General features: G+C 42.6%; 9 protein-coding genes, 1 pseudogene and 1 riboswitch. Of the genes and pseudogenes, 6 read left to right on the top strand and 4 right to left on the bottom strand.

Annotated features, from left to right (window positions below; genetic code table 11):
* Positions 1-116: 116 nt before the first annotated feature.
* The 5 genes and pseudogenes from rhaB (at position 117) to larC (ending at position 5,102) form a co-directional block, all read left to right on the top strand.
* Positions 117-1,517 (top strand): rhamnulokinase, encoded by a 1,401-nt coding sequence (gene rhaB / locus ACESZG_RS08620; RefSeq protein WP_118566099.1) that lies wholly within the window; start codon positions 117-119, stop codon positions 1,515-1,517.
* 175 nt (positions 1,518-1,692) lie between these two features.
* Entirely contained in the window at positions 1,693-2,877 is a 1,185-nt protein-coding gene (locus ACESZG_RS08615; protein ID WP_118614478.1) for an ATP-binding protein, read from the top strand.
* A 12-nt stretch (positions 2,878-2,889) separates the two neighbouring features.
* Positions 2,890-2,973: pseudogene (locus tag ACESZG_RS08610) on the top strand (AzlD domain-containing protein); the annotation flags it as partial.
* A 12-nt stretch (positions 2,974-2,985) separates the two neighbouring features.
* A complete protein-coding gene (larB, locus tag ACESZG_RS08605; protein ID WP_020993373.1) occupies positions 2,986-3,747 on the top strand; it encodes a nickel pincer cofactor biosynthesis protein LarB in 762 nt (253 codons plus the stop codon).
* A 2-nt stretch (positions 3,748-3,749) separates the two neighbouring features.
* A complete protein-coding gene (larC, locus tag ACESZG_RS08600; protein WP_373217986.1) occupies positions 3,750-5,102 on the top strand; it encodes a nickel pincer cofactor biosynthesis protein LarC in 1,353 nt (450 codons plus the stop codon).
* Between the two features lie 167 nt (positions 5,103-5,269).
* Here the strand turns inward: larC and ACESZG_RS08595 are convergent, their stop codons facing one another.
* Positions 5,270-7,222, bottom strand: coding sequence for a TIM-barrel domain-containing protein (locus tag ACESZG_RS08595; protein WP_347459533.1), 1,953 nt, complete (start codon positions 7,220-7,222; stop codon positions 5,270-5,272).
* A 343-nt stretch (positions 7,223-7,565) separates the two neighbouring features.
* On the opposite strand from ACESZG_RS08595, the gene ACESZG_RS08590 reads away from it, so the two are divergent.
* Positions 7,566-8,951 carry a sodium:alanine symporter family protein gene (locus tag ACESZG_RS08590; RefSeq protein WP_173699955.1) on the top strand — a complete coding sequence of 462 codons (1,386 nt, stop codon included), beginning with the start codon at positions 7,566-7,568 and terminating at the stop codon, positions 8,949-8,951.
* A gap of 341 nt (positions 8,952-9,292) precedes the next feature.
* Here ACESZG_RS08590 and ACESZG_RS08585 read toward each other — a convergent pair whose 3' ends face one another.
* From ACESZG_RS08585 to ACESZG_RS08575, 3 genes are all read right to left on the bottom strand, one after another.
* A complete protein-coding gene (locus tag ACESZG_RS08585; protein ID WP_025580994.1) occupies positions 9,293-10,408 on the bottom strand; it encodes an adenosylcobinamide amidohydrolase in 1,116 nt (371 codons plus the stop codon).
* Between the two features lie 44 nt (positions 10,409-10,452).
* Complete coding sequence (locus ACESZG_RS08580) at positions 10,453-11,271, bottom strand: leucine-rich repeat domain-containing protein (RefSeq protein WP_173704674.1); 819 nt, start codon at positions 11,269-11,271, stop codon at positions 10,453-10,455.
* Between the two features lie 202 nt (positions 11,272-11,473).
* Positions 11,474-11,677, bottom strand: a riboswitch (cobalamin riboswitch).
* 332 nt (positions 11,678-12,009) lie between these two features.
* Positions 12,010-13,218 (bottom strand): IS110 family transposase, encoded by a 1,209-nt coding sequence (locus tag ACESZG_RS08575; RefSeq protein ID WP_118585735.1) that lies wholly within the window; start codon positions 13,216-13,218, stop codon positions 12,010-12,012.
* Between the last annotated feature and the right edge of the window lie 360 nt (positions 13,219-13,578).

Raw genomic sequence — 13,578 nt, 5'->3', positions numbered from 1 at the left:
CAAATAAGGACATTTTTTCAGACAAACAAGGTTCTTATTTTGGGGAGTAAGTTGAGATAAAATGAAATCATCAGATATGAAAAGCGTATAAATTCATATATTGAGGAGGTTTTGCAATGGCAGCATATTATTTAGCAGTAGATATCGGAGCATCCAGCGGACGTCACATCATTGGACATATGGAAAACGGAAAAATGGTTCTGGAAGAAATTTATCGTTTTGAGAATGGAATGGTAAAGAAAGACGGAGAACTCTGCTGGGAATTTGACCGTCTTTTCAAAGAGGTAGTAAATGGTCTGAAGAAATGTAAAGAAATTGGCAAGATTCCGGTAAGTATGGGCGTGGACACATGGGGCGTTGACTTCGTACTTCTGGACAAAAATGACAATGTTCTTGGAAATACAGTAGGATATCGTGACCACCGTACAGAGGGAATGGATAAAGAAGTTTATAAGGCAATTTCCCTGAAAGATCTCTATGCAAGAACAGGTATCCAGAAAGCTGATTATAATACGATCTATCAGCTGATGGCAGTGAAAAAGAAACATCCGGAATATCTGGAACAGGCGGAGACACTTCTTCATGTGCCGGATTATTTCCATTTCCTTCTTACAGGACAGAAAACCTGTGAGTACACAGAAGCTACGACAGGACAGCTTGTAAGCCCGATCACTAAGGACTGGGATTATGAACTGATCGATATGCTCGGTTATCCGAGAAAAATGTTCCAGAAGCTGATTATGCCCGGAACAGGCATCGGACATCTGTCAGATAAGATCAGGGAAGAAGTGGGCTTTGATCTGGAAGTAGTTGCACCTGCAACACATGATACAGGATCCGCTGTACTGGCAGTTCCTGCAAATGATGATGACTTTATTTACATTAGTTCAGGAACATGGTCACTGATGGGAATTGAGAGAAAAGAAGCTGACTGCTCTGAGAAGAGCTGTGAGATGAACTTCACAAATGAAGGCGGTTATGCAGGCCGTTTCCGTTACCTGAAGAATATCATGGGACTCTGGATGATCCAGTCTGTGCGTCATGAAGTAAATGATGCATACAGCTTTGCAGAAATCTGCGCAATGGCAGAGGAAGCAAAGGATTTCCCGTCAAGAGTAGACGCAAATGATGAGTGTTTCCTTTCTCCTGACAATATGACAGAGGAAGTTAAGGATTACTGCCGCAGAACAGGACAGAAGGTTCCGGAAACTCTGGGAGAGATTGCAACAGTTATCTACACAAGTCTTGCGGAATGCTATGCAAAGACAGCAAAAGAGCTGGAAGAGATGACAGGCAGGACTTACAGCCGTATTCATATCGTGGGCGGCGGTTCCAACGCAGGATATCTCAATGAGCTGACTGCAAAGGCAACAAAGAAAGAAATCCATGCAGGTCCAGGAGAGGCAACTGCAATCGGAAATATCACAGCACAGATGCTGAAAGCAGAAGAGTTTAAAACCATTGAAGAGGCTCGTACTATCATTCATGAATCCTTTGGTGTAAAAGTTTATAAATAATAAAAGGGGAACAGGGCATTGGCTCTGTTCCTTTTGTGTTACGAGTCAACGGAAAGGGAATATGTTGACTATCATGGGGTTTCAAAGTATAATGATGGCTGGTGAATTGGGCGGAAATACAGGGTGATTCATCAGAGGTAAGTGATTGATTTTAATAGATAAAGGCAGGTTATATATGAATACAATTAGTGTGGAAGAGCTGGAGAAGATTGATTCTTCTAAGATTACGATCGTGGATGTGCGGCCGGCGGATCAGTACAGCAGGGGATCTTTTCCGGGGGCAGTGAATATTCCGCTGGATGAGTTTGAGGAAAGAATGGAGTCTGTGGACAGGGAGAAGATGGTGTATGTTCTCTGTCATACGGGGGACAGAAGCCGGGACTGTGTGGAGAAGCTGAGTGATGCAGGGTATGAGGCTGTGAATATTGAAGGTGGATATCGTGCCTATCTGAGACTTTCTCTGAGCCGTTTTATGGAGAATGATGCTAAGGAGCAGAAGGAACTGAAGACGAAAGAGATTGAGCACAGTATTATCAAGACGTTCAGAAAGACAGTCTGGAGACCGTTTACCAAGGCTTTGAATCAGTATCAGCTGATTCAGGAGGGAGATAAGATTGCTGTCTGTATTTCAGGTGGTAAGGACTCTATGCTGATGGCGAAGCTGCTTCAGGAGCTGAAGCGTCATGGGAAGATTCATTTTGAACTGGTGTTTCTGGTAATGAATCCGGGCTATAATGCGGATAACTGGAAGATTATTCAGGATAATGCAGAGCTTCTGGGAATTCCTCTTACGGTTTTTGAAAGTGATATTTTTGATACAGTGGCAGAAATTGAGAATAATCCCTGTTACCTGTGTGCGAGAATGAGACGTGGTTATCTGTATTCTCATGCCAAGGAGCTGGGATGTAATAAGATTGCGCTGGGACATCATTTTGATGATGTGATCGAGACAATCCTCATGGGTATGCTGTACAGTGGTAAGGTGGAGACTATGATGCCGAAGCTGCACAGTCAGAATTTTGAGGGAATGGAACTGATCCGTCCTATGTATCTGATCAAGGAATCTGCGATCAAGGCATGGAGAGATACTAATGGGCTGCACTTCATTCAGTGTGCATGCCGTTTTACTGAGAACTGTGTAAGCTGTGGGGGCGGACGTGGTTCCAAGCGTGATGAGATGAAAGAGTTGGTTGCACAGTTTAGAAATACAAGCAGTGTGATCGAGACGAATATCTTTAACAGTGTGCGGGATATTAATCTTCGTACTGTTATGGGATATCATAAAGATGGAGAATACTACAATTTCCTGGATGACTACGATCAGCGTGGAAATAAGGGCGCTGATAAGGAAAAAGAATGATAACAGCAAAATCTTCATTTGTGGAAGAGAAATACACTGCTCAGTATTATAGTGGGAACGGTTGTCTATATGTTTCTGGTGCAGGTGGTGTTCTAAAAGGAGGAATCCATGACCTTACAGGAGATTCTTGAAAGTGTAAAAAGTGGTTCTGTATCTGTGGAGGAGGCAGAGCGAATCCTTAAGAAAGAAAGTTATGAAGAAATGGGATATGCGAAGCTGGATACAAGCCGCAAGGCAAGAACCGGTTTCGCAGAAGTAATCTACTGCAGTAATAAGGCAGATGAACATCTTCTGAATATTTTTGAAAGATTATACAGAGAAGACGGTGAGGTATTCGGAACCAGAGCTTCCCAACATCAGTATGAACTGGTGAAGGAGAAGTTTCCGGAGACAGAATATGATCCGATCTCGCGTATCTTAAAGGTTGAAAAGAAAGATAAGAAGCGTATTGGTAAGATTGCGGTGTGTTCAGCAGGAACTGCAGATATTCCGGTTGCTGAGGAAGCTGCACAGACAGCGGAATATTTTGGCACAAATGTTGAACGGATTTATGATGTGGGAGTCAGCGGAATGCATCGTTTATTCTCCAGACTGGAGACGATCCAGAGTGCGAACTGTGTAATTGCAGTTGCGGGAATGGAGGGAGCTCTTGCCAGTGTGATGGGCGGTCTGGTGAGCAGACCGGTGATCGCAGTACCGACATCTGTGGGTTATGGTGCAAGTATGCATGGTCTTTCGGCACTTCTTACTATGATCAATTCCTGTGCGAATGGGATTGCTGTGGTGAATATTGATAACGGCTACGGTGCCGGCTATCTGGCAACGCAGATCAACCGTCTGGCAGCAGGTACAGATGAGAAAGGAAATTGATTATGGGAAAAACATTATATCTGGAATGTTATTCAGGGATAAGTGGTGATATGACGGTTGCGGCGCTTCTTGATCTGGGGGCTGACCGTTTAGTGCTGGACAGGGTGCTGAAGAGTCTTAAGGTATCAGGATTTGAGACAAAGATCAGCAGAGTTGTGAAGTCCGGAATAGATGCATGTGATTTTGATGTTGTGCTGGATAAAGAGCATGAAAATCATGACCATGATATGGAATATCTGCATGGACATCATCATGAAGGCCATGAGAGCAATCACGCCCATGGCACAGGAACAGCGCAAGACCATCACCATCACGAACACCGTGGAATAAAAGAAATTACCTATATTATAGAGCATAGCGCAATGACTGAGAATGCAAAGAAGATCGCATTGCGTATATTTGAAATTCTTGCAGAGGCAGAGAGTAAAGCACACAATGTGCCTGTGGATCAGGTGCATTTTCATGAGGTGGGAGCAGTGGACTCTATTGTGGATATTGTGTCTGTGGCAGTCTGCTTGGATAATCTGGATGTTACAGAGGTAATCGTTCCTGTTCTCTGTGAGGGACGGGGAACTGTCCGTTGTCAGCATGGCATCCTGCCAATCCCGGTTCCGGCAGTTGCAAATATAGTAAGTGCCAATCATTTATATCTGAAAATGACAGAGGTAGAAGGTGAACTTGTAACGCCTACAGGTGCGGCGATAGTGGCAGCAGTGAAAACAAAAGATAAACTTCCGGAAACATTTGAAATCCAGAAGATTGGAATCGGTGCAGGTAAACGCCAGTATGAGTGTCCGGGAATCCTAAGGGCAATGATTATCTCACAGAGCGCAGAAATAGATGAAGAAAAGGCTCAGACAGAAGAATTCAAAAACCCGGAAATCAGAAATAATCCGAAAGCTGAAAATCAGGAAACCAAAGATACGATTATCAAGATGGAGACAAACATTGATGACTGCAGTGGAGAAGTTCTGGGATTTGTCATGGAGCGTCTAATGAAAGCCGGTGCCAGAGATGTGCATTATGTGCCTGTTTTTATGAAAAAGAACAGACCTGCATGGGTTCTGAATGTGATCTGTAAGGAAGAAGATATGGAAACGCTTCAGAATATTATTTTTGAAGAAACTACTACGATTGGAATTCGTTATAGCAGAATGGAACGTACGATTCTTCCCAGAGAAACGAGAACCCTTCCGACTCCATGGGGAGAAGTTCAGGTAAAGGTATGCACTTTGAATGGAAAAGAGCAGCTTTATCCGGAATATGAGAGCGTTGCACAGTTGAGCAGAGAAAAAGAGATCCCGTTTACAGAAATTTACCGTTATATTGTTTTGGCAAATAAAGATAAAGAATAACAACGTAAAAGAAAACAGTCACATACTTGAGTGAATATCTCAACATTCATCAGATGTATGTGACTGTTTCTTTTTATTATTTTTATGAGGTGACTTCTGGTTCAGTTCTATCTGCTACCTGGTACTTTTTGCAATTCAGGCAGGGAAAGTTGTCTGATTCGGTTAAATTACAGAGTACTTACACCGTCATCATCATAACGGTCATATTCAGCTCCCTCATATCCGATCATGCGGATCGTAGCCGGATCGATATCCTTTACTGTCTGCGCAACATCAGCAACCGGGATTGCTTTTCCTTTGCGAATAAACAGTGGAACTTCATTCAGGGCAACTTCTACATAGTGATGTCCTTTTTCAAGAATCTCCTGAGAAATTGTTCCGTCAGGCAGGAATTTTACGAACATCATTTCTTCCGGCAGATATACATAGCGGCCTTTTGCATTCTGTGTGTAAACTGGTGCGATCATGATTTCGTTTCCAAGGAGAAGCTGGTCCTCTACCTGAGTTGCGAATGCATCGTCTGTGTAGTCAAATGCCAGCGGACGGAACATCATATCATCGTTTAATGCTGCCTTCATGTATTCACTGTACAGATATGGAACAAGGCGATATCTGACACCGATCACATGGCGGAAGTCTTCGATATTTTCAAACTGGTAAGCTTCCTGTTCTCTGGTTCCCAGAGCGGAGTGGTTTCTCATAAGAGGTGTGAATACACCAAGTGCCAGCCAGCGCAGTACCAGGTCACGTGTGGTATCTGCACCGAAACCGCCCAGATCTGCACCTGTGTAAAGGAAACCGCACATATTCAGGGATGGAAGCATCTTTAAGTTCAGAAGGATGTGTGACCACCAGGATTTGTTGTCTCCCATCCAGATTCCGCCGTATCTGTGCATTCCCACATAGGAGGAACGGGAGAACATCAGGAAACGTTTGCCAGGTGCGATTTTTTCAAATGCTTCACCTGCTGCACGGGTCATGTTATAGCCAAACAGGTTATGTACCTTGTCGTGGCGGATCTTCTGACCGTTTACATTGTGATAGAAGCGTTTGTAATCTTCCGGATTATTTGCAAGTCCTTTTACCTTTGCGCCGAGAACGAATCCAGATGTTTCTTCCTTGTCCATGAAGTTGTCTTTGATGTATTCTTTTAATTCAGCAACGCCTTCCGGTGTACAGAACATTGCAGGTTCGTTCATGTCATTCCAGAAACCGTCGATTCCTTTGGAAATGAGACGTTCGTATTTCTGTCCGAACCATGCTCTGGCATCTGCGTTCAGGACATCCGGGAAATGAGTCCAGCCCGGCCATACAGCGGAAACGAAATCACTGCCGTCTTCACGTTTGCAGAAGTAGTTCTTCTCAACGCCTTCTTCATAAACATCATAGCCAGCTTCTACCTTGACACCTGCATCGATGATCGGGACAAGGTGGATGCCTTTTTCTTTCATTTCATTGACATAGGCCTCAAAGTCAGGAAAGTTTTCCTGATTGACTGTGAAATCTTTGTAGTCTTCCATGTAATCGATATCCATGTATACCATATCGATCGGAATATTGTTTTCACGATATCCGTCAGCAGCTTTTCTGAAGTCGTCAGCAGTTGTATATCCCCAGCGGCTCTGACCGAAACCAAATGCGAATTTAGGCGGGATATAGCTTCTTCCGATGATTTTGCGGAACTGTTTTACGATATCGTAAGGGGTTTCACCCTCGATCACATACAGATAAAGATCTGCATCCTCACAGGTGATCTTTAACTGGGAAGAGAGTGTGTAACCAATATCAAACTTCAGTTTTCCGGGATAATCAACGAAGAGACCGAAAGTCTGTTTTCCGGAGATTACGATGAAGTTATGTGCTCCGTAGAGGGAGATTTTATCTTCTGTATGGTTTGGCTGGTCGGAACAGTTGCTTTCATAAACGTATCCACGTTTGTTGATTCCGCGGTTTGATTCGCCCAGACCATAGACAACATCGTTGTCATCCATGTCATAAGTAAAAGAGAAGCCGTTCTCTGTGGAGATAGTTCCGTATGCAGGAGTTCCCTCAGAAGCCGGGATAGAAGTTACGATGGCATCGGTTTCAAATGGGGTTCCGTAAGTATATTTCTGAATCATTTTGTCATGTCCTCCTTAGGTTGAAAAGTGTTAAATTAATGACTGAAACGCTTAAGTACTGTTAGAAAATACATAGGTGTTTTCCTTGATTTCATATTTACAATAATAGAGGTTTGGGTGAGGAAATGCTACTGAAATTATGACAAATTTATACGTTATTTTGACTTTTGCTCAAACTGTGAAGCAGTGATATGGGTATGGCAAGCAGTGGAGCGGCTGATCGTATCTGTTTGCGCTGTTAACTTATTGTGCTTTAATGCTTTATCTTAATAGAATTTTTCTGTACATACGGTGAAAAAAGTGCTAAACTGTTATTATTACACGAAAGAAAGGTTTATTTAACATGCTTCAGACAATTGAATCCATCAATAACGTCGTAAATAATTTTATCTGGGGTGTCCCGGCTATGATCTGTATTATCGGCGTAGGGCTTTACCTGAGCCTGCGGACTGGTTTTGTCCAGATCCGCAAATTCCCGTATGCGCTTAAAACCACACTGGGAAGAATTTTTAAGAAAAAAGAAGCCTCTGACGGTTCCATGACACCTTTCCAGGCAGTCTGTACTGCACTGGCAGGTACAGTAGGTACGGGAAATATCGCCGGTGTTGCCGGAGCTATCGCCATCGGCGGACCGGGAGCTGTATTCTGGATGTGGGTTTCCGCGCTCCTTGGAATGTGCACGAAATTTACAGAGGTTACCCTGGCAGTACATTTCCGTGAGAGAAACAGACATGGAGATTATGTAGGCGGACCTATGTATTATATTAAGAATGGTCTGGGAAAGAACTGGAAATTTCTTGCAGTTCTTTATTCTGCATTCGGTGTATTGACTGTATTTGGAACAGGTAATGCCACGCAGGTAAATACCATTACAACAGCAATTGATACAGCTCTTATTAACTTTAATGTGATCTCAGAGTCTTCCACAGGCAGACTGAATCTGATCCTTGGAATTGTGATCACGCTGCTGGTTGGTATGGTACTGCTGGGTGGTATCAAGCGAATCGGAAGTGTTTCCGAGAAGCTGGTGCCGTTTATGGCATTGTTTTATATTGCACTTGCATTGGGCGTTGTGATCTTAAATATCGGAAGAGTTCCGGCAGTTTTCCATGATATTGTTTATGGAGCCTTTAATCCGTCAGCAGTGACAGGTGGTGTGATCGGAAGCTTTTTCCTCAGTATGAAAAAGGGTGTTTCCAGAGGTATTTTCTCCAATGAAGCCGGACTTGGTACAGGGTCTATCGCTCATGCCTGTGCGGATACAAGCAAACCTGTAAAACAGGGTATGTTTGGTATCTTTGAGGTATTTGCAGATACGATCGTGATCTGTACTCTGACAGCACTTGTAATCCTTGTAAGCGGCGTGCCGGTAAATTACGGTGCAGCGGCAGGTGCAGAACTTACAATTTCCGGATTTACTGCTACATATGGAGGCTGGGTTTCCATCTTTACGGCAGTTGCCATGTGCTGCTTTGCATTTTCAACGATTATCGGATGGGGACTTTACGGAGCTCGCTGCATTGAATTCTTATTCTCTGCAAAAGTTATCCGCCCATTTATGATCGCCTATTCATTAGTGGCAATCATTGGTGCAACTGTAGATCTGGGACTTCTCTGGAGTATTGCTGAGACATTCAACGGTCTCATGGCAATCCCCAACTTAATTGGTGTATTCCTGCTTTCAGGAACCGCCATTACACTTACAAAAGAGTATTTCGCACAGAAATGATAAAAACAGTCTGGAGAGTTTTCTTCAGGCTGTTTATTAGTTTACCTGATGCTTGATGTTAGGTTATTGTTCAGACCCTTGCATAGGGCATTAGTAAAAATGACGAATTTTAAATTTTTTTATTGATGTTATGTACTGTTTTTTATCCGTCATTTTTACTTTATCCACAACCACCCGGATTCGCTTTTTTGCGGCTTTTCCCTTATAATGTGTATATAGATTTCAACGATTTCAGGAGGGAAGTGAGTGGACATTGAACTTATTCTATTCACTTCCCTTTTGTATTTCATCAGGAGAAAGCAGGCATAGAATATTTTTACCATAAAAATGTGATGATCCAACTATGATCTGACAGAAAAATAACAGATTAAAATATAAATCAGCTGTTCTTTAAGTGAAAATGTTTTCAGTACTTCGTTCTTCCATACATCTTCAGGATAAACATCGCCCAGATAAGTATCCCGTCCACAGTACAGTCCATAAAGAAGCAGCCTTTTTCCCTCTCGGACAGCCTCCGGTTCCATGATTAGTCCCCAGCGAAGCTGATCCATCAGATGAAGATAAAGAGACACACATAAAACCAGATTGCTGTTTCTGTTTCGCGATAGAAGTATTCCTTCCAGCTCAGAAGCTTTCTTAAAACTAATATTGTATGCATGAAAAAGAATCTCGTGCTCTGTATAAAAATCCCACAGAGTTCCCGGGGTGATTCCATATCTGCCAGTACGAACAAGAACCTGAAACTGTCTCGGACCACAGGCAGCTGTCTGTTTCATCAGGGCATGTTTTACTGCCATACGGACTGCCCTGCCAATCAGCTCTCCAAGCTTGGAATGTCCGGAGGCATCGGTAAGTGTCAGCTCTCCCTCCATAGCCGAGGCAATCACCATTCCGTCAGTACCAGAACCTGTCGCGATTTCTTCTGAATAACAGCTTCCAAGTAAGAGATGTGAAACGGCCGCTGCTTTTGCCTCCGAAGCAATCATCATTGAGCGGACCATGGCTGCCTCTGTAACATTCTGATTGATATAGATAAAAACATTGATCGTACCGGGTGGCAGCATCTCGTAAGCACCGTTTCTTTCATAGTAAGAAGAAGGATCTCCCGGACACATTCCGTTTGAATCAATTCCCCCTGTAACAGCAGCAGTCACGGATAACTCCTGATAACAGATTTTCTCAACAGCACACAGTTCAGTCCATGCCGCTGTGCTGAGTGCGGTTGCTGTCTGCGGATCAATTCCCAGCTCTTTTGTATGAATGTTCAGGTCTTCCTCATAGGTGTTTCCAAGCATTTCACATTCATAGGCACCATTCATGCAGTTGATATTTAAAGCATGCGTGAGATGAGCAGTGATCCCGCCATTAAGAGGACTGGTGCTAAGAACCCTTGTTTTTCCCGGAAAAGAAAAAACAGTACATCCCTTCTTTTGAAAATAAGTAAAAGTATCATTCATAAACATTCCTCTTTTTTGTCTGTTCAATACAGATTTTGTTGTTATTAGGAAAAGTATTCTACTTTGAATCCTGACTGCTGGCAGTATCTGTCTACTTTAGAACCTTTATAACAGCGGATCGTAGCCGCTTTGTTGATGATCCATTCCCCGATAAATTCAGGATCATGGCGAATCTCCAGATACTGCAGGCGGTTACATCCATGAAAGATCCATTTTCCAAGGTATCTGACATTGGGCGGAATCACCACAGAGGTCAGATTACAGCACTTAAAAAAAGCACTCTCATCAAGAACTTCCAGCGAATCAGGCAGCTGCAGCGAATCCATTCCGCAGAAATAGAAAGCCTGCTTTCCGATAACCCTTAAATCCCCCCCCGGAAAAGAAATACAACTCAGTTTCTTACATTTATAAAAAGCCCTGTCATCGATTTCTTCCAGAGAGGCAGGGAAAACAACTTCCGTAAGAGTAGCGCATTCTGAAAAGGCATTCGGACCGATAAATGTCAGTTTGCTGTTCGGGGCGAACTCCAGACTGTTCAGTTTCCGGCCATTGTTAAATGCGTTTTTTGGAATACTGGTAAGGCTGGCGGGAATTTTGACTTTTTTCAGAGAAATGCAGTCTGAAAATACCCCTATGCCAAGTTTTTGCAGATGTTCAGGAAGCTCTATTCTGTTTAACCGGGAACATCCCTGAAAGGCTTTGTTTCCAATCTGTTCCATTTCATAGGGAAATACCACAGAACGAATATCAGGTCTGTTAAAAAAGGTTTCTGCTGAGATAGAGCGGCAGTTTTGTGGAAGTTCCATATTCTTCTCAATATACTGTCCGCAGTTACGACGCGTAAGTGTCAGAGAATTTGACATAAAAAAATACTCCTTTGCTGATAGACAATGTTGTTTTCTCTGCATGGGAGTAGTATGGACTATGATAAAAATAACAAGGTACCAATAACTGCCGGTGTTCTATATTCCTTAAAAGGAACAGAGAAAACATATGTAAGGATGATACTTCTGTAAAAAAGAGAACACTAAAGAAGATCACCCTTCCATTTCCTATTGCGTGTAGTTAATGGCGGCAGTTTATAGCAGGTATTCTGACTCACGCAGTAACGCCATGTCTCTCCTTCTCGCATAACGATGCAATGGATATGAGATATGGCTGCACGTATACAGCAGCACGACTGTTCAGGATTCTGACCTGATTCCCTCTTAGCTGAAAGTCCGACATTTCTATACCGTGACTGACAGAACTAAAAACCGGTAATTGTCAATGAATGTTCGATTAAATTGTATTATACGTATTATACACTTTTTTGGAGAAAAGACAACAAATTTTTTGAGGGGGAGACAAAATCAGGGAGGGGACGCGCAGGGAAAGCGTTTCTTTTCTGTGCGCTGGTTATTGGATGTGTGGGGATTTGTATGATTTGCAGGTAATGTTTTTGGTTTTGAATAATTGCGCGTCGCATTCTCGTTACTTTAGCCTGCAAATAAAAAGTCAAGGCTAAATTGAAAGAATATTGAAAAATTTATACAGGTTGAAAATTGGGTATCAAAATTAGACCACCACGCCAGTGCTGGTCTGAAAATTTTGGTGGATAATTAAGACTCTGGAAGAGATGCGAGATATTCTTTCACTCGTCCGTAGTAGATTCTTAGAAACTTGTTGGCACCTGCAGTCATATAGACATAGTAAGGCTTGCCTTGAGCACGTTTCTTATCTAAGAACTGATAAACAGGATCATCTTGAGGATGCGTTTTAATTAGGACATCCATTACCTGAAATAAAGTCTTTCTTAGATCAGCGGAACCTCGTTTTGAGGTAGGAACACTTTTTTGTTCATAGGTTCCGGATTCATTAACACCGGGATCTACACCGGCAAATGCAGTAATAGCACTTTTGTGAGTGAAACGGGAAACATTTCCAATCTCAGCCATCAACTGAGGACCAAGTGAAGTTCCAACACCTTTCATAGCCATAACGACAGGATACTCCGGGAGTTTGGATGCAGTTTCATTCATGAGAGTGCGTAGTGACTCAACAGTTGTAGAGGCACTATTAAGCTGGTCTACAGCCTGCTTGATAATAAGCTTTGTAATGGCATCCTTTGGAAGTACAGGAACAAGTTCCTTTGCTTTTCCATAGATTTCTTCAGCTTTTGACTGACTGAAGTTGTACTTCTTGCGTTTGCACCAGTTTTGATAATGGTCGATAAAGGCATTCAGGGACATTTTACGGACACAGTCCACATGCCAGTATGTAGATGCAAAATCAACCCATTTCTGGCTGCCGTCACTGCGTGCAGGACTGTCAAAGTAAGTATTAACACCAGGATAGGTTTGGTCAAGGATGCCGATAAGATTATTTTTCATAGCTGTCTTATGCTTCATGTAAAAGCCGAACTGGCGATTCATGGTTTTGAGCTGATTGCGTAATTCATCCATAACATTATACTGTTTAAGGTTTTGCCATTTGTCAAGAGCATATCGGGCAATCTTAACAGCATCCGCTTTGTCAGATTTCACTTTACGAAGAGAATCATTATCAAAGTCTTTGATAAGTTTTGGGTTAATGGCACTGACGAAAAGATTTGCCTCCAAAAGCTGATGAGCGAGGACTTCATAATAACGTCCTGTGTGCTCCATTACGATTCGAGACTCACCTTCAACAGAGTTGATGAGTTCTATAAGTGAATGGATATCGCTGGCTGTGTGTTTGATTTCGAAAGGTGTGGAAACAATTTCACCGAAAGGCCGCATAATAGCAACCACACTTTTACTTTTAGAAACATCGATACCTACTGCGTTCATAAATTGTCACTCCTTAAGATTATTGCAATGGATAAGTACCAGTTTTACTCATTGCCTATTCAATCTACTGTGGTGTGACACGAATGCACCTAAGGTGATTCAACCTGCATAAAACGAACGCTGCGAATGAGGAACTGGTTATCAGTCTGTTTTACGGACGCGAAGTCCAAGGAAGAAAAAGATATCCAATTGCTACCTACATTCTAACAGCTTAAGCAACAAGATGGATAATTCCTTACTGGATGTAAGGGATATTAACCATAAATATATTGTAATAGGAAGAAAGTTATACCAGCCAGTGCAGTCCGCTGTCACCGGAAGTAGGGAAAAGATATGCAGAGCCGTCCAAACGGAAAGAGA

The organism is Blautia sp. Marseille-P2398 (assembly GCF_964240315.1).
In the GTDB taxonomy this organism is placed as follows: Bacteria; Bacillota; Clostridia; order Lachnospirales; family Lachnospiraceae; genus Blautia_A; species Blautia_A wexlerae.
Note: the sequence above shows the minus strand (reverse complement) of the source record. Positions and strands in the feature narration are given on the sequence as shown.

Bases quoted from the DNA above. Each gene is read 5' to 3' on its own strand.
- ACESZG_RS08580 (WP_173704674.1), bottom strand. From the start codon at position 11,271: ATGTCAAATTCTCTGACACTTACGCGTCGTAACTGCGGACAGTATATT.
- rhaB (WP_118566099.1), top strand. From the start codon at position 117: ATGGCAGCATATTATTTAGCAGTAGATATCGGAGCATCCAGCGGACGT.
- ACESZG_RS08585 (WP_025580994.1), bottom strand. From the start codon at position 10,408: ATGAATGATACTTTTACTTATTTTCAAAAGAAGGGATGTACTGTTTTT.
- larC (WP_373217986.1), top strand. From the start codon at position 3,750: ATGGGAAAAACATTATATCTGGAATGTTATTCAGGGATAAGTGGTGAT.
- ACESZG_RS08590 (WP_173699955.1), top strand. From the start codon at position 7,566: ATGCTTCAGACAATTGAATCCATCAATAACGTCGTAAATAATTTTATC.
- ACESZG_RS08615 (WP_118614478.1), top strand. From the start codon at position 1,693: ATGAATACAATTAGTGTGGAAGAGCTGGAGAAGATTGATTCTTCTAAG.
- ACESZG_RS08595 (WP_347459533.1), bottom strand. From the start codon at position 7,222: ATGATTCAGAAATATACTTACGGAACCCCATTTGAAACCGATGCCATC.
- ACESZG_RS08575 (WP_118585735.1), bottom strand. From the start codon at position 13,218: ATGAACGCAGTAGGTATCGATGTTTCTAAAAGTAAAAGTGTGGTTGCT.
- larB (WP_020993373.1), top strand. From the start codon at position 2,986: ATGACCTTACAGGAGATTCTTGAAAGTGTAAAAAGTGGTTCTGTATCT.